General features: G+C 60.7%; 17 protein-coding genes. 10 read left to right on the forward strand and 7 right to left on the reverse strand.

Features of this window, described 5'->3' with window-relative positions:
- Nucleotides 1-57 precede the first annotated feature (57 nt).
- Nucleotides 58-489: a CBS domain-containing protein gene (locus H559_RS0111470; protein WP_028452828.1), complete on the reverse strand. Its 432-nt coding sequence runs from the start codon at nt 487-489 to the stop codon at nt 58-60.
- A gap of 130 nt (nt 490-619) precedes the next feature.
- Complete coding sequence (gene argB, locus H559_RS0111475) at nt 620-1,498, reverse strand: acetylglutamate kinase (protein ID WP_028452829.1); 879 nt, start codon at nt 1,496-1,498, stop codon at nt 620-622.
- A 176-nt stretch (nt 1,499-1,674) separates the two neighbouring features.
- Between argB and H559_RS0111480 the strand changes: the two genes are divergently transcribed.
- The 6 genes from H559_RS0111480 (at nt 1,675) to H559_RS0111505 (ending at nt 10,611) form a co-directional block, all read left to right on the forward strand.
- Complete coding sequence (locus H559_RS0111480; RefSeq protein WP_034640975.1) at nt 1,675-2,316, forward strand: TetR/AcrR family transcriptional regulator; 642 nt, start codon at nt 1,675-1,677, stop codon at nt 2,314-2,316.
- 20 nt (nt 2,317-2,336) lie between these two features.
- Entirely contained in the window at nt 2,337-3,437 is a 1,101-nt protein-coding gene (locus H559_RS20075) for an efflux RND transporter periplasmic adaptor subunit (protein WP_051279351.1), read from the forward strand.
- Nucleotides 3,427-6,525 carry an efflux RND transporter permease subunit gene (locus tag H559_RS20080; protein ID WP_051279353.1) on the forward strand — a complete coding sequence of 1,033 codons (3,099 nt, stop codon included), beginning with the start codon at nt 3,427-3,429 and terminating at the stop codon, nt 6,523-6,525. The genes H559_RS20075 and H559_RS20080 overlap by 11 nt, the downstream gene beginning before the upstream one ends.
- Nucleotides 6,526-6,587: 62 nt before the next feature.
- Nucleotides 6,588-7,931 (forward strand): TolC family outer membrane protein, encoded by a 1,344-nt coding sequence (locus H559_RS0111495; protein ID WP_028452831.1) that lies wholly within the window; start codon nt 6,588-6,590, stop codon nt 7,929-7,931.
- An 80-nt stretch (nt 7,932-8,011) separates the two neighbouring features.
- Nucleotides 8,012-8,341, forward strand: a complete 330-nt coding sequence (locus H559_RS0111500) for an H-NS histone family protein (RefSeq protein ID WP_245579369.1) — start codon at nt 8,012-8,014, stop codon at nt 8,339-8,341.
- 131 nt (nt 8,342-8,472) lie between these two features.
- Nucleotides 8,473-10,611, forward strand: a complete 2,139-nt coding sequence (locus tag H559_RS0111505) for a UvrD-helicase domain-containing protein (protein ID WP_028452833.1) — start codon at nt 8,473-8,475, stop codon at nt 10,609-10,611.
- Between the two features lie 56 nt (nt 10,612-10,667).
- Here H559_RS0111505 and H559_RS0111510 read toward each other — a convergent pair whose 3' ends face one another.
- From H559_RS0111510 to H559_RS0111520, 3 genes are all read right to left on the reverse strand, one after another.
- Nucleotides 10,668-11,444: a ferredoxin--NADP reductase gene (locus H559_RS0111510; protein ID WP_028452834.1), complete on the reverse strand. Its 777-nt coding sequence runs from the start codon at nt 11,442-11,444 to the stop codon at nt 10,668-10,670.
- 66 nt (nt 11,445-11,510) lie between these two features.
- A complete protein-coding gene (locus H559_RS0111515) occupies nt 11,511-12,440 on the reverse strand; it encodes an electron transfer flavoprotein subunit alpha/FixB family protein (RefSeq protein WP_028452835.1) in 930 nt (309 codons plus the stop codon).
- Nucleotides 12,437-13,186: an electron transfer flavoprotein subunit beta/FixA family protein gene (locus H559_RS0111520; protein ID WP_028452836.1), complete on the reverse strand. Its 750-nt coding sequence runs from the start codon at nt 13,184-13,186 to the stop codon at nt 12,437-12,439. Before H559_RS0111520 ends, H559_RS0111515 begins: the two co-directional genes overlap by 4 nt.
- Before the next feature lie 105 nt (nt 13,187-13,291).
- Here H559_RS0111520 and H559_RS0111525 point away from each other — a divergent pair, with 105 nt between their 5' ends.
- From H559_RS0111525 to H559_RS0111545, 4 genes are all read left to right on the forward strand, one after another.
- Nucleotides 13,292-14,929, forward strand: a complete 1,638-nt coding sequence (locus tag H559_RS0111525; RefSeq protein WP_028452837.1) for an electron transfer flavoprotein-ubiquinone oxidoreductase — start codon at nt 13,292-13,294, stop codon at nt 14,927-14,929.
- Nucleotides 14,930-15,079: 150 nt separating this feature from the next.
- Nucleotides 15,080-15,583 carry a DUF3302 domain-containing protein gene (locus H559_RS20085; protein WP_211230934.1) on the forward strand — a complete coding sequence of 168 codons (504 nt, stop codon included), beginning with the start codon at nt 15,080-15,082 and terminating at the stop codon, nt 15,581-15,583.
- 1 nt (nt 15,584) lies between these two features.
- Entirely contained in the window at nt 15,585-16,787 is a 1,203-nt protein-coding gene (locus H559_RS0111540; protein WP_028452838.1) for an HlyD family secretion protein, read from the forward strand.
- A 12-nt stretch (nt 16,788-16,799) separates the two neighbouring features.
- The gene (locus H559_RS0111545) at nt 16,800-18,191 is read left to right on the forward strand and encodes an efflux transporter outer membrane subunit (protein ID WP_028452839.1); all 1,392 of its coding nucleotides are present in this window, start codon (nt 16,800-16,802) and stop codon (nt 18,189-18,191) included.
- A gap of 29 nt (nt 18,192-18,220) precedes the next feature.
- Here the strand turns inward: H559_RS0111545 and H559_RS0111550 are convergent, their stop codons facing one another.
- A complete protein-coding gene (locus H559_RS0111550; protein WP_034640980.1) occupies nt 18,221-19,690 on the reverse strand; it encodes a TrkH family potassium uptake protein in 1,470 nt (489 codons plus the stop codon).
- Between the two features lie 8 nt (nt 19,691-19,698).
- Nucleotides 19,699-21,075, reverse strand: coding sequence for a Trk system potassium transporter TrkA (gene trkA, locus H559_RS0111555; RefSeq protein WP_028452841.1), 1,377 nt, complete (start codon nt 21,073-21,075; stop codon nt 19,699-19,701).
- Nucleotides 21,076-21,187 lie beyond the last annotated feature (112 nt).

The raw sequence follows: 21,187 nt of genomic DNA on the forward strand, positions 1-21,187 counted from the left end.
GTGCGGGTATGTTGTTATGGCCTTTTCGAATGAATGGCTGGGTGCGTATACCTGTGCTTATCTGTAGATGTACTGTTCGAGCTGCTGGATGGTGAATTCTTGCTCGGCAATTTTGGCATGCACCAGATCGCCGATTGACAGTACGCCGAGCACTTTGTCGCCATCCATCACCGGCAGGTGGCGGATGCGTTTTTCACTCATGACCGCCATGCACTCGCTGGCCGTGGCCGTGGGGGGCACGCACAGCACGCGGCTGGTCATGATTTCGGCCACCGGCGTGACCGCCGACGTTTTGCCGACCAGCACGACCTTGCGGGCGTAATCGCGTTCGGAAAAGATGCCGACCAGCTTGCCTTCGTCCATGACCAGAACAGCGCCGATATTATTGTCGGCCAGAACCTGCAGTGCCTGGAAAACGGTGGCGTGCGGGGCGACGGCCAGTACGCTGTGCAGGGCTTTTTGCTTGAGCAGTTGGCTTGCGGTTTGCATGTTGTTTTCTCCGGTGGCGCAAGGGTATTACCACTGTAGACATCCTCGCCATGCTTGCAAGCCGATTTGCCCGCCAGAATGCAAAACACCGGCCGCAGCCGGTGTTTGCGAGGTGCAGGTGCGTGAAAAATCAGCGGGCGCGGATCATGGTGCCGACACCGGCTTCGGTCAGCACTTCCAGCAGCAGGGCGTGTTTCACGCGGCCGTCGATGATGTGTACCGAGTTCACGCCGGACTTGGCGGCATCCAGTGCCGAGCTGATCTTCGGCAGCATGCCACCGGAGATGGTGCCGTCGGCAAACAGTTCATCAATGCGGCGGGCGGTGAGCTTGGTCAGCAGGTTGCCGTCCTTGTCCATTACGCCGGGGATGTTGGTCATCAGGATCAGCTTTTCGGCCTTCAGCACTTCGGCCAGCTTGCCGGCCACGAGGTCGGCATTGATGTTGTAGCTCTCGCCGCTGGCGTCGACACCGATCGGCGCGATTACCGGAATGAAGTCGGCCGCGTCGAGGTGCGACACGATGGACGGGTCAATCTTTTCGATCTCGCCGACCTGGCCGATGTCGAGCAGCTCGTCGCTGGATGCCCCCTTCAGGAACATCTTGCGTGCGCGGATGAAGTGGCCGTCCTGGCCGGTCAGGCCGACTGCCTTGCCGCCGTGCTTGTTGATCAGCGACACGATTTCCTTGTTCACATGGCCGCCCAGCACCATTTCGACCACGTCCATGGTTTCGGCGTCGGTGACGCGCATGCCCTGGATGAATTCGCCCTTCTTGCCGATGCGGTCGAGCAGCTCGTTGATCTGCGGGCCGCCGCCGTGCACGACAACCGGATTCATGCCGACCAGCTTCAAGAGCACCACGTCCTGCGCGAAACCTTCCTTCAGCTCTTCGTCGATCATCGCATTGCCACCGTACTTGATCACGATGGTCTTGTCGGTGAAGCGCTGAATATAAGGCAGGGCTTCGGAAAGGATGTTGGCCTTGTCGGCGGCAGTGATCGTGGTCATGGCTGAGCTTTCCGCAAAGTGGAGAAATCGGCGCGATTGTACACCAGCACCGTCTGGCGTCATGCGGCATGGCCGGCTTTCTTCTGCGCTAAAACATACGGTTACATCCGGCAGCCTGTTGCTGAGAAAATGACGCGCGTATAGTTAAATGAACGTTCATTCAATAGCTGGCCGTCATGCCGATCTCGCCCCCCCCGCGTTCCCGCCGCAAGGAAGCCCGCCCGCAGGAAATCCTCGAGGCGGCCTTCGCGCTGTTTGCTGAAAAGGGCTATGCCGCCACCAAGATGGAAGACATCGCCCGTGCCGCCGGGGTCAGCCGCGGTACGCCCTATGTGTATTTTCCCAACAAGGAAGAGCTGTTCAAGGCGGTGCTGCGCGAGTTGCTGCTGCCAAGGCTGCAGGAAGGTGAAGCGCGCCTGCAGGCGTTGGCGCACCTCAGTGCCGGCGAGCAGCTCTGTGCCCTGTTGCACATGTGGTGGCAGTTGCAGGGCGAAACCCCGCTGGCGGCGCTGCCCAAGCTGATGATTGCCGAAGCCGGCAACTTCCCCGAAGTGGCCGAGCTGTATCAGAAGGAATTCGTCGAGCCCGGCGACGCGATGATCCGGGCTCTGCTGGAGCGCGGGATTGCCAGTGGCGAATTCAGGCCGATGGATGTCGAGTATGCGCTGCATGTGATCTGTGCACCGGTGGTGATGGCCATGGTGATGCGGCAATCGCTGACCTGTTGCCTGCCCGCTGATTTTGACTCGAACCGGTACATCACCACCCTGTGCGACCTGCTGCTGCAGGGCTTGCGTGCTACGGAGACAAAACCATGACATTCAGGAGAGCAATACCGATGAAACAAGTGCACTGGCTGGGTGTGGTGCTGCTGCTGGCGCTGGCCGGCTGCGGCGACAAGGCGGCGCAGGTTCAGGAGGAAGTTCGTCCGGTGCGCATCATGACCGTCAGACCGGCCAGCGCGGCGGGCGAAGTGGTGTACTCCGGTGTCGTGCGGGCGCGTCTTGAGGTGCCACTGGCTTTCCGTATCGGCGGCAAGCTGGTGCAGCGCAAGGTCGAGGTTGGTTCGCAGGTGCAGCCCGGGCAGGTGATTGCCCTGCTGGACGGGCGTGATGTGGCCCTGCAGGCCCAGGCCGCATCGGCGCAGGTCGATGCGGCGCAGGTCCAGCTCAGCCAGGCCGAGCTGGACCTCAAGCGCAGCGAAGACCTGCTGGCGCGGAAGTTCGTCAGCCAGGCCGAAGTTGACCGTCGTCTGACCACGGTTAACGCGCTGAAGAAGCAGCTTGAGCAGGCTCGCTCGCAGGCACAGATGGCATTCAACCAGTCGGGCTATGCCCAGCTGACCGCCGACGTGGCGGGGGTTGTGACTGCCGTACAGGCCGAGCCCGGTGCGGTGCTTGGCGCTGGCCAGCCGGTTGTGCTGCTGGCGCAGAATGGTGCGCGTGATGTGGTGTTCGATGTGCCGGAAGGTCGGCAGCGCTCGCTCAAGCCCGGTTCGGAAGTGATGGTCGAGCTGTGGGCCGCAGAAGGCAGCATGCTGCCCGCCGTGGTGCGCGAAGTTGCGCCAGCCGCCGACCCGGTGGCGCGCACTTACCAGATCAAGGTTGCGCTACCGGCCGGGCCGCAGGCGCCGGCGCTGGGCATGTCGGCTTCGGTGCATGTGCCGCAGCAGGCTGCCGCAGGCGAGAGCGGCCTGCCTTTGCCGCTGACCGCCCTGTACGGCCGGGACAAGGAGCAGCGGATCTGGCTGCTGGGTAGCGATGGACGCGTGAAAAGCCGCGCAGTCAACGTCCTGCGCTATCAGGACGAGCATGTGGTCGTCAGCGGTGTCGCTGCCGGCGAGCGGGTGGTGACGGCCGGCGTACATCTTTTGCACGAAGGGCAGAAGGTGACCGTGCTGGATGCCGCTGTCGCAGGAGTCGCCAGCCATGTTCAATAGCGTCAACCTTTCCGCATGGGCGCTGAAGCACCGCTCGCTGATTCTCTATCTGATGGCCGTGCTGTCGCTGGCCGGTGTGCTGGCCTATACGCAGCTCGGGCAGAAGGAAGACCCCGAGTTCACCTTCAAGGCCATGGTCGTTCGCGCCTTCTGGCCCGGCGCTTCGGCGGGCGAGGTCGAAGAACAGGTCACCGACCGGCTGGAAGAGGCTCTGCAGGGCATTGGCTATATCGATTACACCAAGAGCTATTCGCGGGCTGGCGAAGCACTGATCACCATCATCCTGCGCGAAAACGTGCGCAAGGAAGTGCCGGATGCCTGGTATCAGGTCAGGAAGCGCATCGGCGATGCGCAGGGCAAGCTGCCACCCGGCGTGGTCGGGCCGTTTTTCAACGATGAATTCGGCGATACCTACGGCAATCTGTATGCGATTACCGGCGACGGCTTCTCGCTGCCCGAGCTGAAGCACTGGGCGGAAACTGCGCGCAACGAACTCTTGCGCATCCGCGACGTGAACAAGGTGACACTGCTGGGTGTGCAGGACGAAAAAATCTACGTCGAGTACAGCACGGCCAAGCTTGCGAGTGCCGGCGTCAGCCCGTTCCAGATCAACCAGGTGCTGGCGGCCACCAATACGGTGACACCAGCCGGCGTCGTCGAAGGCAATGACGAACGGATTTTCCTGCGCGTGACGGGCGGTTTTGATGCGGTCAACACGATCAAGGCCACGCCGATTACGGTCAATGGCCGCACGTTCCGGCTGGAAGACGTCGCCCAGGTGTATCGCGCGACGGTCAATCCGCCCGAGTCGGCGATCCGCTATCAGGGGCAGCCGGCGCTGGCGCTGGGCATTTCGATGCGCAATGGCGGTGACGTCATCGCAATGGGGCGCGAGATCGACACGACGCTCGCACAACTGCGCCAGGTGCTGCCGGTTGGTGTTGAAGTCCACACCGTGTCCGATCAGCCGGCCGTCGTGCAGAGTGCCATCCACATTTTCATGACATCACTGCTGGAAGCGGTGGTGATCGTGCTGGCGGTCAGCTTTCTCAGCCTGGGTTGGCGCACCGGCATCGTTGTGGCGCTGTCTATTCCGCTGGTGCTGGCGATCACCTTCCTGCTGATGAAGTTCTTCCATATCGAACTGCAGCGCATTTCGCTGGGGGCGCTGGTGATCGCACTGGGGCTTTTGGTCGACGACGCCATCATCGCGGTGGAAATGATGGCGCTCAAGCTCGAGCAGGGCTGGGACCGTTTCCGCGCGGCAACCTTTGCCTACACATCCACCGCCTTTCCGATGCTCACCGGCACGCTGATTACCGTCGCCGGGTTTCTGCCGGTTGGCCTGGCGCAATCCGATGCCGGTGAATACACGTTCTCGATTTTTGCCGTGGTCGGAATTGCCCTGATCGTGTCCTGGCTGGTGGCGGTGATCTTTACGCCCTATCTCGGCTACCTGCTGCTGCCCGAGCAGCCGGCGCACGAAGTCACTGACGTGTATCAGGGGCGTTTTTACCGCAAATTCCGCGCGATGGTGACGTGGTGCGTGAGCTGGCGCAAAACGACGGTGGCGCTGACCGCCGCCGCTTTTGTGCTGGCGCTGGCGCTGTTCGGGCTTTTTGTCCCCAAGCAGTTTTTCCCAGCATCGAGCCGGCCCGAGCTGATGGTCGACCTGTGGCTGCCGTACTCGGCGTCATATCAGGCGACTGAGCGCGAGGTAAAGAAGCTCGAAGCCATCCTGCTGAAGGACCCGGATGTGGCGCACGTGACCAGCTATGTCGGTGCCGGCTCGCCGCGCTATTACATGCCGCTGGACGAGCAGATGCCGAACATCAATTTCGGCCAGCTCACCGTGATGACCAAGGACGAATTCGTGCGCGACAACGTCTACCGGCGCATTACGGAACTCTTCGAGCGTGATTTTCCGCTGGTGCGCGGCCGGGTCACCCGGCTGGAGAACGGCCCGCCGGTCGGCTATCCGGTACAGTTCCGCGTATCCGGCGCCAATCAGGAAACGGTGCGGGGTATTGCCGCGAAGGTGTCGGAAATAATGAGGTCTGATCCCCATACCCGTCAGGTTCATACCGACTGGGGCGAGAAGGTCAAAACCATCCGCCTGACCGCCGACCAGGATCGCCTGCGCCAGCTGGGGCTGAATTCGCAGCAGCTGGCGGGAATGCTGCAGATGGCGGTGTCCGGCGTCACAGCCACGCAATTGCGCGAAGGCAACGAGAGCATTGCCGTCGTTGCGCGGCTGGTCGAGAGCGAGCGCTCGCGGCTTGATTTCCTGCAGAGCCTGCCGGTGCAGCTGCCCGATGGCCGCTCGGTGCCGCTGTCGCAGGTGGCAACCCTGTCGCTGGAAAACGAGGAAAGCATCATCTGGCGCTATAACCGGGTTCCGACCATCAGTGTGCGCGCCGATGTCATCGGCGCACAGGCTCCGGACGTTAGTACCCGGCTGCTGCCGAAAATCCGCGAATTGCAGGCCACGTTGCCGGTCGGTTATCACATCGAAACCGGCGGTACGCTGGAATCGTCGCAGAAGAGCGAGAAATCGATTACTGCCGTGATGCCGCTGATGCTGATCGTGGTGATGACGCTCTTGATGCTGCAGCTGCAATCGATGCAGCGTATGGTGATGGTGCTGCTGACCGCACCCTTGGGCCTGATCGGCGTGACGCTATCGCTGCTGGTATTCCGCGCACCATTCGGCTTTGTGGCGCAACTGGGGGTGATTGCGCTGATGGGAATGATCATGCGCAATTCGGTGATTCTCATGGACCAGATCGAGCAGGATATTAGCGATGGCGCGCGCCCGTGGGATGCCATCATCGAGTCGGCGGTGCGGCGTTTCCGGCCGATCATGCTGACGGCGGCCGCGGCAATCCTGGCAATGATTCCGCTCTCGCGGGATACCTTCTGGGGGCCGATGGCCGTGGCGATCATGGGCGGCCTGCTGGTCGCGACCGTGCTGACACTGCTGTTCCTGCCCGCGCTCTATGCGGCCTGGTTCCGTATCCGGCCGGATACGCCGGCACGGGATAGCAAGACTGGCACAGACGCGGACAGCGCGCTCGTGGCAGACTGAGACGAATAACGTGCTGCCAGACTGCGGGCTGGCGGCGCATCTGACTGAAAATGGGTAAAGCAATGAAACTGAAACCGCTTCTGATCCTTCTTGCAGGCTTCATGGCCATGCCTGCCGGTGCCATTGACCTGATGGGGGCCTGGCAGGCCGCCAAGAAGTACGATGCTACCTATGCTGCGGCCGTGCAGGCGCATATCGCCGGGCAGGAAAAGGCCGTGCAGGGCAGGGCGCTGCTCCTGCCACAGATCGGTTTTACCGCGGGTGCCAATCAGACCCGCATCGAAAATGATCCGGGCGTGCCGACGCTGGCAAATCCCAAGTCGACCAGCTCCGGGCAATCATACAAATACAATGTGGCGCTGACGCAGCCACTGTTCCGCATGGATTCCTTCGTGTCGGCGTATCAGCTGGGCAAGCACACCGATCTGGCCAATCTGCAGTTCCGTGCCGCCGAGCAACAACTGATCCTGCGTGTGGCGCTGGCGTATTTCGAGCTGCTCGCAGCCCAGGAAAAGGTGACGCTGGCTGGTGCACAGCTCGAAGCGTTCTCGCAGCAGCTGGCGCAGGCCCGCAAGTCTTTCGAGGTCGGTGTGGCCACGATTACCGACGTCGATGAGGCGCAGGCTCGCTATGACAGCACCATGGCGACCGAAATCGTTGCCCGCAACGAGCTTGCCGTGAAGGAAAACGCCTTCCGGCTGATTACCGGCATGGAGCCCGGCAAGCTGTCCGTCATTGCCGACCGCGAGCCGCAACCTCCGGTGCCGAACAATCTGCCGGAATGGATTGCCCGCTCGCAAAGCGGCAGCCTGGATATCCTGGCACAAGGGCTGAATCTCGATATTGCCAATCGCGAAATCGACCGCTTCCGCCACGAATACTCGCCCACGCTCGATCTGGTGGCGAGTTACGGCAACAGCTACGACAAGGGCGATCTGGCGCGTAATGGCGGAACGGATCGCAGCGGACAGGGAATCATCGGCGTGCAATTGTCGATCCCGGTCTTTACCGGCGGCCGCCTGTCGTCCGAGTTGCGCGAAAGCGTCGCCAATCGCGACCAGCAAACCGACAAGGTTGAGGCAACCCGGCGTGACGTGCAGCAAACCACCACGCAATCTTTCCTTGGTGTTTCGGCCGGTGCCGCGCAGATTCGCGCTCTGCAGCAGGCATTGAAATCCAGTACGTCGCTGCTGGAATCGACCAAGCTGGGGTATCAGGTCGGCGTTTCGACAATGGTCGATGTATTGAATGCCGATCAGCGGTATTACGAAACGCGTTATCAGCTGGTGGTCGCAAAATACACCTATCTTTACTCGGGATTACAGCTGGCAGCGGCTACTGGCGCGCTGGACGAGACCGTATTGCAGAATGTGAATGGCTGGCTTATTGACGGTGGAATGAAATAAACCGATGATTCTTGTAATTCAATGAAGGCGCCTCCATAATAGGCTCACAATTGAATTGCCTTAATCCAATGGAGACCACCGTGATTGACTTGTCCAACCTGAATTACAACCAGCTCGCCGATCTGCGCAAACAAGTTGAAGGCGAACTGGTACGCCGCAAGGAGCAGGAAAAGAACCAATTGCTGCAGGATATCCAGGCTCGCGCTGCCGAAAGCGGCTTTAGCCTGAGCGAATTGCTGGCGCTGGCCGCTGGCGGCAAAAAGGCCGGTGCAGCCAAGAAAACTGCCGGCGTAGCCCAATTCGCCAATCCCGCCAATCCGGAGCAGACCTGGACCGGCCGTGGCCGCAAGCCGCAGTGGGTGCTGGATTTCCTGGCCCAGGGTGGCAATCTGGACGACCTGCGCATCTGATCGCAAGCATTCAGTCTGCATGAGCGAAACGGGATGGCAATGCCATCCCGTTTTCCATTGTCCGGGCAAAAATGCCTGCGCCCGCGTTCCCTGCATTTTGTACAATGGCGTTTTGCTTTTCTGCTGTCGCCATGACTGTCTCGCTTACCGCCAACCTAAACCCGCAACAGGCTGCTGCGGTCGAACTGCCTGCCGAGCATGCCCTGATTCTGGCCGGTGCGGGCTCGGGCAAGACACGGGTTCTGACCACGCGAATGGCATGGTTACTGTCCACGGGGCAGGTAAGCCCGGCCGGCATTCTGGCGGTGACCTTTACCAACAAGGCCGCCAAGGAAATGCTGGCGCGCATGACGGCCATGCTGCCGCTCAATCCGCGCGGCCTGTGGATCGGCACCTTCCATGGCCTTTGCAACCGCATGCTGCGTCTGCACCACCGCGATGCGGGCCTGCCCGAGCAATTTGCCATTCTGGATAGTCAGGATCAGCTGTCCGCCATCAAGCGTGTCTTGAAGCTGCTCAATATCGACGACGAACGCTATCCCGCCAAGAGTTTTCAGCATTTCATCAATGGCAATAAGGAATCCGGAATCCGCGCGGCGGCGGTCGGCGTATGGGACGAGCCCAGCCGGGTGATGAAGGCCGTGTATGAAGAATACGAACGGCAATGCCAGCGCGAAGGTGTCGTCGATTTTGCCGAATTGCTGCTGCGCTGCCACGAACTGCTGGCCCACAATGCCAGCCTGCGCGCGCATTACCAGCAGCGTTTCCGGCATATTCTGGTCGATGAATTCCAGGACACCAATACGCTGCAGTATTCCTGGCTGAAGCTGCTGGCCGGCCCTGATTCGGCCATTTTTGCCGTTGGCGATGATGACCAGTCGATTTATGCGTTCCGCGGTGCCAATGTTGGCAATATGCACGATTTCCAGCGCGATTATGCGGTGAAGCACGTGATCCGGCTGGAGCAGAATTACCGCTCGCACAGCAATATTCTGACCGCCGCCAATGCGGTGATTGCCTGCAACCGCAATCGTCTGGGCAAGCAATTGTGGACTGATTCCGAGGCTGGCGAACCGATCCGCGTTTTCGAAGGCCTGAGCGATTTCGACGAATGCGAATTTGTTGTTGGCGAAGTGCAGGCGTTGATTCGTGATGGTGTTCCGGCCAATGACATTGCCATTCTGTACCGCAGCAATGCGCAATCGCGCGTGCTGGAGCACGGCCTCTTTACCGCGGGTGTCCCCTATCGTGTGTACGGTGGATTGCGCTTTTTCGAGCGCCAGGAAATCAAGCACGCACTGGCCTACCTGCGCCTGATTGCCAGCCCCGAGGACGACAATGCGCTGTTGCGGGTGATCAATTTCCCCACGCGCGGCATTGGTGCACGCACGGTCGATACACTGCAGGAAAACGCGCGGCAGGCCGGCACCTCGCTGTGGCAGGCCGCGTGCTCGGGCGGGCTGGGGCGCAGCGGCGCGGCGGTGGGCAAATTTGTGCAGATCATCGAAGCCATGCGCGCGCAGACGCAGGGGCTGCCCTTGCCCGAAGTGGTGTCGGTGATGCTGGATCTCTCCGGCCTCACCGCCCACTACCGGGCCGACAAGGATGGCGAAGACCGGCTGGAAAACCTCGGTGAACTGGTGACTGCGGCGGCGGCCTTTATTGCCGAGGACGAGAACACCATCGTCGCCTTCCTTTCGCACGCCAGCCTTGAGGCGGGTGATCATCAGGCCAATGCGCAAGCCGAGGCAATCCAGCTGATGACGGTGCACGCGGCCAAGGGGCTGGAATTCCATTCGGTATTTCTCACCGGACTGGAGGAAGGACTTTTCCCGCATGAAAACAGCATGAGCGACCCAAAGTCGCTGGAGGAAGAGCGCCGGCTGATGTATGTCGCGATCACGCGCGCACGCCGCCGGCTGTATCTGTCGCTGGCGCAAAGCCGCATGCTGCACGGCCAGACGCGCTATGCGCCCGGCAGTCGCTTCCTGGGCGAAATCCCGCCGGAAGTGTTGCGCTATCTGAACCGGGGGTATGCGCCGCAGACCCCTTATATACCAAAGCCGCAGGTTAATACCCCCGCTGCGACAAGGTCGGCTCCCGAGCATGGCCTGGCGATCGGCATGACGGTGAAGCATCACCGCTTCGGCACCGGCGTCGTCACCGATTACGAAGGTGGTGCCAATGGCAATGTGCAGGTCAATTTTGTCGAGCATGGCAGAAAATGGCTGGCGGTAGCCTACGCCAAGCTGCAGCCAGTCGAGGGCTGAAACAAAGAAAAGGGCGCCATTGGCGCCCTTGGTGGTATGGGCCTGGTTCTCCTGGCTTATTTCTCGACAAACGCCCGTTCGATCACATAATCACCCGGCGTTCCGGTGCGCGGCGAGACTTCGAAGCCCAGCTTGTTCAGCAGCGCGGCAGTGTCGTGCAGCATGGCGGGGCTGCCGCACAGCATGGCGCGGTCGGTGGCCGGATCAAGCGGCGGCAGACCGATATCGTCGAACAGCTTGCCCGAGGTGATCAGATCGGTGAGCCGGCCCTGATTGCGGAAGGGTTCGCGCGTCACGGTCGGGTAGTAGATCAGCTTCTCGCGGACCATCTCGCCGAGGAATTCGTCGTTCGGCAGTATGTTCTCGATGTAGTCGGCGTAAGCGAGTTCGCTCACCGAGCGCACTCCGTGTACCAGCACGATCTTGTCGAAACGCTCGTAGGCTTCCGGGTCCTTGATCAGGCTCATGAACGGCGCCAACCCGGTGCCGGTGCTGAGGTAATAGAGATTGTGGCCGGGCAGCAGGTCGGAGAGCACCAGCGTGCCAGTCGGCTTCTTGCTCACCAGCAGATCGTCGCCAACCTGGATTTTCTGCAGGCGCGAGGTCAGCGGGCCGTTGGGCACCTTGATCGAGAAGAACTCCAGCTCCTCCTCGTAATTGGCACTGGCCACCGAGTAGGCACGCATCAGCGGCTTGCCATCGACCATCAGCCCGATCATGACGAACTGGCCATTTTCGAAGCGCAGACCCGGGTCACGCGTCACCTTGAAGCTGAACAGCGTGTCGTTCCAGTGGTGAACGGACAGCACTTTCTGGATGTTGTAGGCGCTCATTTTTATACCTTTATATGTATTGCTATGCAGCCAAATTAATTATTGGGCTATGGCCGTATACCTGCTTTATCCGAGTTGACGGGTCAGTTCGGGCACCACGTCGAACAGGTCGGCGACGATGCCGATGTCGGCTACCTTGAAAATCGGCGCGTCCGGATCGGTATTGATCGCGACGATGACCTTGCTGTCCTTCATGCCGCCCAGATGCTGCGCCGCGCCGGAAATGCCGGCCGCGATATACAGTTCGGGGGCGACAATCGTTCCGGTCTGGCCGACCTGGATTTCATTCGGTGCCAGGCCGGCGTCGACGGCGGCACGGGTGGCGCCCAGTGCCGCACCGAGCTTGGCCGCCAGTGGCGCCAGCACTTCGTCAAAACGCTCGCCGAGGCAACGCCCGCCGGAGACCACCACCGGTGCGGTGGCTAGCTCGGGGCGATCAGAAATTTTATGGTCATCTGCCAGCCACAGGCTGCCGGTCTGTGCGGCCGGGGCGCTGCGGCTGATGATCTCGGCGCTGTTGCCCGCAGCGGCGGCGGCGTAGCTGGTGGCGCGGATGGTCAGTACCTGCAGCGCTTCATCGCTATGGATGGTGGCGATCGCATTACCCGCGTAAATCGGCCGCTCGTACTGGCCACGGGCGTGGATACGAATCACGTCGGAGGCCATGCCGACATCGCGCAGGGCAGCAACACGGGGAAGGGTATCCTTGCCCAGCGTAGTATGTGCAGTAATTACCGTCGTATACCCAGCATTGAGTTGATCGAGAATGATGGCGGTGGCATCTTCGGGCAGTACATGTGCCAGATGCGGAGCCGATACGGCAATCACCCGGGCAACACCAGCGATGCTGGCGGCCTGTGCGGCAACGGCCGCAGTATCAGAACCGAGCACCAGCACGTCAACCGGAGTGTTAAAGGCCTGCGCGGCGGTGATGGCTTGCAGGGTGGCTTTTTTCAGTTGGTGGCCGTCATGATCGGCCAGCAGTAGTGTGCTCATTGCAGTGCTCCTTTCGCCTTTAGTGCTGCGACCAGTTCCGCTACAGACTTCACCAGCACGCCGGCCGGGCGCTGGGCTGGTTCGGAAACACGGACTTGTTGCTGGCGTGCGGCAAAGGGGACGCCAAGGCTGTCGGCGGCGACCGTGTTGATCGGCTTTTTCTTGGCCATCATCAGGTTGGGCAGCTTCACAAAGCGCGGGTCATTCAGGCGCAGGTCGGCGGTAATCACGGCGGGCAGAGTCAGTTGCACCGTCTGCGTACCACCATCGATTTCGCGGGTGACGAGCGCCTTGCCGTCGGCAATCACAATCTTCGATGCGGCACTTGCCTGCGGCCAGCCCAGCAGGGCCGACAACATCGCCCCGGCTTGTGCCGCATCATCGTCGATCGCCTGCTTGCCCAGCAGAATCAGCCCCGGCTGCTCGTCCTTGACAAGTGCGGCCAGCAGCTTGGCCACGCCGAGTGAATCGGGTGCGGTATCGGTTTCCAGCAGGGTCACGCGGTCAACGCCCATCGCCAGTGCGTGGCGCAGCACATCTTGAGCGACGCTGGCCCCGATGGTAACCGTGACAATTTCGCTGACGATGCCAGCTTCTTTCAGGCGCAGCGCTTCTTCGATGGCGACTTCGTCAAAGGGGTTGATGCTCATTTTGCTGCCGGCCAGATCAACGTCCGTCTGGTCAGGTTTGACGCGCACCTGGATGCTGTAATCCAGAACGCGTTTGATGGCGACGAGTGCTTTCATGCCAATAATCTCCTTACATTGCCAAGGACTATAGCGTGGGCGTAGAATATTTGTAAAGACGATTAATTTGAATTAATTATTCTATTTAGCAGATAAGGAGCCGCAATGCAGCGCGACCGCATGGATTACGATGTTCTGATTGTCGGCGCCGGCCCGGCCGGGCTGGCGGCGGCAATCCGCCTCAAGCAGGCCGCCCCCGATACCAGCGTCTGCGTGCTGGAAAAGGGCGCGGAAGTTGGTGCGCACATCCTGTCGGGGGCGGTACTTGACCCTTCTGCTCTCGATGCGTTGCTGCCCGACTGGCGTGCTCGCAGTGGTGTGAGTTTTACGCCGGTTAGCGAGGATCGCTTTCTGGTGCTCGACGAGGACAGTGGCTGGCAATTGCCGAACTGGAGCCAGCCGCCTGTTCTGCATAACAAGGGCAATGTGATTCTCAGTCTTGGTGAGTTGTGCCGCTGGCTGGCGAGCGAGGCCGAAGAGCTGGGGGTGGAAATCTATCCGGGGTTTAGTGCGGCTGCGCCGATTCTCGATAAGGAGAAACGTCTGCTGGGTGTGGTCACCGGTGACATGGGGCGGGACAAGCAGGGCAATGAAACCGCCAATTTTGCTCCGGGCATGGAAATCCATGCAGCCTACACGCTGGTCGCCGAGGGGACGCGTGGTTCGCTAACCCGAGAGCTGGAAGCGCAACTGGATTTGCGCAAAGCCTGTGGTCATCAGAAATACGGCATCGGCATCAAGGAAGTCTGGCGAGTGCCGGCCAGCCAGCATCAGCCGGGACTGGTACAGCACACTCTGGGGTGGCCGCTGGCGAACGATACCGGCGGCGGCAGCTTTGTGTATCACTATGGCGAGAATCTGGTGGCGATCGGCTTTGTCGTGCATCTGGATTACGCTAACCCGTATCTGTCGCCGTTCGAGGAATTCCAACGGTTCAAGACACATACCCGCATTGCGCCGATGCTCAAGGGGGGCGAGCGGTTGGAATACGGTGCGCGCGCGATCAGCGAAGGCGGCTGGCAGGCGTTGCTGCAATTGGCGTTTGCTGGCGGCCTCTTGCTGGGGTGTGCTGCCGGCATGGTCAATGTTCCGCGCATCAAGGGCATTCACAATGCGATCCGCTCAGGCACTCTGGCGGCCGACGCCGTGATTGCCGCGCTGGCGCGTGGTGAGCGTGGCGCGTGCCTTGCCGATTACGATACTGCGCTGCGCGCGTCGGCCACCGGTCGCGAACTGGAGTCGGTACGCAATATCAAGCCCATGCTGTCACGCTTCGGTACGCTGGGCGGAACCATGCTGGCCGGTGCCGAGCTGTGGCTTGGGGCGCTGGGTGTGCGCCTGCCGTGGACGCTGCGCCACCGCAAAGCCGATCACGCAGCGACCGGGCTGGCTGCCGATTACGCACCGATCGCCTATCCCAAGCCGGATGGTGTGCTGAGCTTTGACCGCATGAGCTCGCTGGCGCTGGCCAATCTCAACCACGATCACCGCCAGCCCGATCACCTGACGCTGAAAGATGCCGCTGTGCCGCTTGCCATCAATCTGGCGCAGTATGCCGCGCCGGAAACGCGCTACTGCCCGGCTGGCGTGTATGAGATCGTCGAAAAGAGCGGTGCTGCCAAGTTGCAGATCAATGCGCAGAATTGCGTGCATTGCAAAACCTGTGACATCAAGGATCCAACGCAGAACATCGTCTGGGTGACGCCGGAAGGCGGCAGCGGACCGAATTACCGCGCCATGTAGGGTGTTGCAAGCATTCTTCAAATAGGGTGTTTCCCTGTCGTTTATGCAGGCACTGGTATATTCTCCAATGAAAGCTGCCGCATTGCAGCACGGCCTCGTTTTCGTTTTTTTTGGCGAGGCGATGCGCCAATTCTGGAAGGTGAATGTTCCATGACCCGTAATTTTCGCAAAATGCTGGCTGCTGCCGGCCTGATCATGCTGGCGCAGAGCGCCCATGCTTCGTTTTTGCATGGTGAAACGCTTGATGCCGTTGCAGATGGACTGGCGTGGCTGATTCTGATCGCCATGCCGATCGGTGGCCTGTATCTCTTCTGGATGGTGCATATCCTGCCAGAGAAAATCGCTCACAAGCGGCATCATCCGCAGAAGGATGCCATCCAGTGCCTGTGCCTGCTTTCTCTGGTGTTTGGCGGCATGCTCTGGCCGATCGCCTGGCTGTGGGCATACAGCAAGCCGGTGATGTACAAGCTGGCCTACGGTACGGACAAGGTGATTGACGAGCATGAGCAGCATTTGAAGCAGGATGACCAGAAGCTTGCTGCTCTGGAGCAGCGCACACAGGAAGAGGCCGATGAGCTTGCCGCGCTCAAGGCTGAAATCGAGCGTCTGAAAACTGCGGTGGCTGCAGCAAACATCAAGAAGGATGAAGCCTGAAATGGAAGCGATACTGCTCGGGATTTACGCATTTTTTGTCTGGCTGATTTTCTTCAAGTTCAAGTGGCTGCCCTGGAATAACATTTCAATGGTGATCGTGATTACGATCCCTGTTGTGGGTCTTACTGCACTGATTCTGACCCTGAATGTGGTTGCACCCTCATCGCCGGATATCCGTGTAATGAACAAGGTGCTGCAAGTGGTGCCTCAGGTGAAGGGGCGTGTGGTCGAACTGGCAGTAGAGGGGAACCGCAGTTACAAGAAAGGCGATGTGCTCTTGCGCATCGACCCGACCAACTACGAATTTGCCGTGAAACAGCTGAAAGCAAAGCTGAAAGCGGATGATGCCGCGCTCGCCAATGCCGAAGCTGCCGCCCGGCAGCTCAATGAATCCATACGCGGCGCCGCTGGCAAGGTCAGTGCCGTGCAGGCCAAGCTGGATCTGGCTCGCAAGCGCCTGAAGGAGCATGAGGAACTGGTGGCCGCCGGTGCCGGTGACAAGTTCGCACTGGAGGATGCGCGTGCTCGCGTTGGCGAGCTGGAAGGCGAGTATGCCAGTGCGCAGGCAACCGAAAACCAGGCCAAGCAGCAATTGTCGGCACAAAGCCAGGGCGAGTTTGCTGCGATTGCCGCTGCTCGGGCCCAGCGGGCGGCAACGGAAAGCCAGCTGGAAAATGCCAAATGGGAACTGGAGCAGACCGTTTATCGTGCTCCGGCTGATGGCAAGGTGGTCAACCTGCAGATTCGTGTCGGTACCATGCTGGTTCCGATGCCTTTTGCTCCGGCCTTCAGCTTTGTCGAGGATGAGCAGGAACTGATCGCGTTTTATCACCAGAACGAGCTTTACAACGTCGCTCCCGGCAATGCCGCCGAAGTGGCACTGGAAACAAATCCGGGTGAAATCATCAAGGCCAGGGTCGACTCCGTGATCTGGGCGCAATCGCAGGGTGCGGTTCCGGCCGCAGGTATGTCCCCGACTGGAACAGGGGGCAATTTGCCCAATACCGGGCCATACACTCCTCCTCCCAACCGTTTTGCGGTGAAGCTCAAGCTTGATGGCAAATCGAAGGATTTTGTTCTGCCGACTGGTGCAATGGGCGCGGGCGCCATTTATACCGAGCATGTCGCCGCCATTCACATTCTGCGCAAGGTGATTCTTCGCGTGAATACCAAGCTGAACTATCTTGTTCTCAAGCTGCATTAAGGAGGGGGGGCAATGACGTTTTCTCCTCCTCTCGCACGACGACTGCTGTCCGTGCTGCTGCTGTCTGCCCTGGGCGCGTGTGCCTTGCAGACTCCGCCATCGACGGCAGAATTGAGCCAGCAGCAATTGCAGGTGCTTGAGCAGCAGAGCCGCTGGGCTGCGCCTGCCACCGATGGGCAGCCTGCTTCCGGCTGGCTGGCCGATTTCAACGATCCGCAGTTGCTGCAGCTGGCCGGTGAGGCACTGGCCAACAACCGTGATCTGAAAATGGCAGCAGCCCGGGTCGCCCAGGCGCGCGCGCTGGTGACGGTGAACAGTGGCGAATTGTTCCCGGCTGTCGCCGCGAATGGCGTGGGTGGCAAGAGCGATACGCAGATTCTCTCGCTCGGTGCTTCATGGGAAATCGATCTGTGGGGGCGTGTCCGCTCGCAGGCTCGTGCTGCTGAATCGCAGTACGCATCCGCGCAGGCCGATTACCTCTGGGCCGAGCAGTCTCTGGTAGCGACGGTTGCCCGCGCCTGGTTTGCAACTGTTCAGTATGGCTTGCTCGAGCGGCAGATGCAGGAGGTCGTTACCGCACAGGAGTCGCTGCTGGCGCTGACTCGCCAGCGCGTCAAGACGGGAATCATTGCAGACTCCGAGATCCAGTCAGTCAGCAGCACGCTCCAGCAGCAGCGCGATACCCTGCAGCAGATCAGCCTCGCCAGGGTCCAGTCCATTCAGGCGCTGGAGGTTTTGCTGGGCCGCTATCCTGCCGCCGAACTGAAAACGGCGGTGGTGTTGCCCGCATTGCCGGCTGCACCTGCTGCCGGTGTGCCGGCCAGCCTGCTGGAACGGCGTCCCGACCTGATCGCTGCCGAGCGGCGTGTTGCGGCAGCCTTTGATCTTACCCGCTCGGCTGAGGCGGCCCGCCTGCCCAGAATCTCGATTTCTGCTGCCATCACCGATATTGAGAGCGATATTTTCCTGCTGAATTCCGCCAATAACCCGATCAAGGGAATGAGCGGCAGTTTTCTGGCCCCGCTATTTACCGGTGGCGCCTTGCAGGCGCAGGTTGAAGTCTACAGTGCCCGACAGCAGGAGGCTGCCGTAGCCTATGGCAAGGCGGCAATCCAGGCCCTGCAGGAAGTTGAATCGGGATTGCGGGCGACGCAAAGCCTAGCTCTGCGCGAGCAGGCCCTGCAGCAGAATGTGCGCGACCAGCAACGCCTGCTGGAGCAGGAGAGGGTGCGGGTCAAGGTTGGTTCACGCGATCCGCTGGCGGTGTTGCAGCGCCAGCAGGCGCTGCTCGATGCGCAGATGAGTCTGGTGCAGGTGCAGGCTGCCGCGCTGAACCAGCGTGTCAACCTCTTGCTGGCGCTGGGCGGTAGCTGGAATGTACCGCCTGTGGCAGAAACGAACTGAGTCCCTCGGGCCACGCCGCAAGGCGTGGCTCAGGTTCGCCAGAAGGCCGGTGTAAACAGTACCAGTACCGAGAAGATTTCCAGCCGCCCCAGCAGCATCGTGAAGCTGCAGATCCAGACCTGCACATCGCTCAGGTTGGAATAATTGCCAGCCGGCCCTACCGCTCCCAGCCCCGGCCCTGCGTTATTGATGCAGGCAAGAACGGCACTGAATGCAGTGATGAAATCGAGGCCGCTCAGCAGCAGCGCCAGCGTCATCACGATGATGCTCAGTACATACAGGAAAACAAAACCCATCACCGCGAAAATGACCGGCGAAGGGATGATGTTGCCGTTCACCCGCACCGGACGGACTGCCTGCGGATGGATCAGGTTCATGAACTGGCGTCCCGATTCGCGCCACAGAACCAGGGTGCGTACCATCTTGATACCGCCACCGGTCGAGCCGGCGCAGGCCGTTACACATGACAGCATCAGCATCACGAGCGGCACGAAGATCGGCCAGCGGCCGAAATCCTGGCTGGCAAAGCCGCTGTCGGTTGCAATCGAGACCAGATTGAAGGCAACGTGCCGCACGGAAACCAGATAATCGTGATAGGTGCCATGCCAGACCAGATAGCCGGCCAGCAGTAGCGTGCTGCCTACAATCAGCAGCAGCATCGTCTTGAATTCGCTGTCCTGCCAGTAGGTCGAGAGCCGGCGCCCGGTGATGGCCAGGTAATGCGTGGCAAAATTGGTTGCGGCCAGCAGCATGAAAACGATCAGGATGCCTTCGACGACCGGCGAGTTGAAGTAGCCGACACTGGCATCCCGGGTCGAGAAGCCGCCCAGCGAAAGCGCGGCAAAGGAATGGCAGACCGCATCCAGCCAGCTCATCTTGCCCGCGAACTTCAGCAGCAGCGTGCACAGCAGGGTGAGGCCGGCGTAGACCAGCCAGAGGTTGCGTGCGGTTTCGTGGATGCGTGGCGTGAGTTTGGCGTCCTTCATCGGTCCCGGCGTTTCGGCCTTGAACAATTGCATCCCTCCCACGCCAAGGAGCGGCATGATGGCCACGGCCAGCACGATGATCCCCATGCCGCCCAGCCAGTTGAGCAGGTGGCGCCACAGATTGATTGATGCCGGCAGATTGTCCAGCCCGCTGAAAACCGTCGCACCAGTCGTTGTCAGCCCCGACATTGCCTCGAAATACGTATCGGTAAAGCTCCATTGCGGGTTGTAGAGCATCAGCGGCACCGCTGCAACGGCGGGCAGCACCGTCCACAGGCCGACAACCAGAATGAAGCCGTCGCGCGCCTGCATTTCCCGCTTGAAGCGGCGGGTCAGCAGAAAGATCAGCGCGCAGGCGATCTGCAGGCCGATCAGCGCATCGATGAATGGCCAGAGCGCGGCTTCGTCCTGGCTCCAGGCCAGCACAATCGGCGCGAGCAGCGACAGGGAAAACAGCCCTGCCACTCGGGCAAGGACGTTGGCGACCGGCAGTACGCGGCGGGACAGGGCCATGGCAGGTCTCAGAGAAAGCCCACTTTGACCGCGAACAGTTTTTCAACTTCGCGGATGTGGGTTTTGTTGTCGATGAAGATGATGACATGATCATCAGCCTGCAGCACGGTGTCATGATGCGCCATCAGCACTTCATTGCCGCGGATTAGCGCCGCCAGATCGGCCCCGGAGGGCAGCTTGAGTTCTTCCACGCGGCGGCCGATCACGCGCGAGGTATCCCGCGTGCCGTGGATGACCAGTTCGATGGCTTCGGCTGCGCCACGGCGCAGGCTGTGCACGGCCACAATGTCGCCCTGGCGCACGTGCGCCAGCAGCGAGCCGATCGTTGCCTGCGCTGGCGAGAGGGCCACGTCGATGCGCCCGCCCTGCAGCAGGTCGACATAGCTGCTGCGGTTGATGATGGCAATCGTCTTGCCGGTTCCCATCTGCTTGGCCAGCAGTGCCGACATGATGTTGTCCTCGTCGTCACTGGTCAGCGCGAGGAACAGGTCGCAGCGTTCGATCTGCTCGGTGTCGAGCAGGTTTTCATCGGTGGCTTCGCCACACAGGACCAGCGTCGATGGCAGTGCTTCGGCGAGCCAGTTGGCGCGTTCGCGGTTGCTTTCGATCAGTTTTACCTGGTAATCCCGCTCGATCGCGCGCGCCAGCCTGTAGCCGACATTGCCGCCTCCGGCGATGGTGATGCGCCGGATGGCGCGATCTTCGGCTCTGAATTCATGCAGCACCTTGCGGATGTCGCGCTTGGCGGCCAGGAAGAATACTTCATCGCCCACATGCAACACGCTGTCGCCATCGGGGCGGATGCGGCGGTTCTTCCGGTAGATCGAAACAACGCGGCATTCGCTCTTGGGCAGGAGTACCTTCAGATCGCTGAGCGATTTCCCGTCGACCGGTGCACCGGTTTCGATCCGCACGGCGACCATCACCGCATTGCCGGCGCCGAATTCGAGAACCTGCAGCGCTTCCGGAGTTTCGATCAGGCTGACGAGGTAATCGGTGACGATCTGCGCCGGCGTGATCACGTGGTCGATCGCGAAGTTGCCGGAGTTGAACAGGCCCGGGTGTCCCAGGTAATCCTGCTTGCGGATGCGCGCCAGCCGGGTCGGGACATTGAACAGCTCGTGCGCCACCTTGCAAGCGACCATATTGGCTTCGTCGCTGGGCGTGACCGCGAGCAGCAGATCGCAATCCGCCGCGCCGGCTGCCGTCAGTGTCGCAGGCGAACCGGCGTCGCCGACGATGGTGCGCAGGTCGAGGCGGTCAGCCAGTGGCTTGAGGAGTGCCGGATTGCTGTCGACGATGGTGACGTCGTATTTTTCCAGCACCAATTGTTCGGCTACCGATGAGCCGACTCGTCCGGCGCCGAGGATCAGGATGCGCGACATGATGAATGCCTATGAAAAACGACCGGATGCATTGCGGCAGTCCGGTCGTGTTTGCAAGGGTATCTGCCTGAAGCCTAATTACTTGTTGGGTTTCGGGTTGATACCGGGGTGA

Origin of the sequence: Chitinilyticum aquatile DSM 21506 (assembly GCF_000430805.1) — a bacterium.
In the GTDB taxonomy this organism is placed as follows: Bacteria; Pseudomonadota; Gammaproteobacteria; order Burkholderiales; family Chitinibacteraceae; genus Chitinilyticum; species Chitinilyticum aquatile.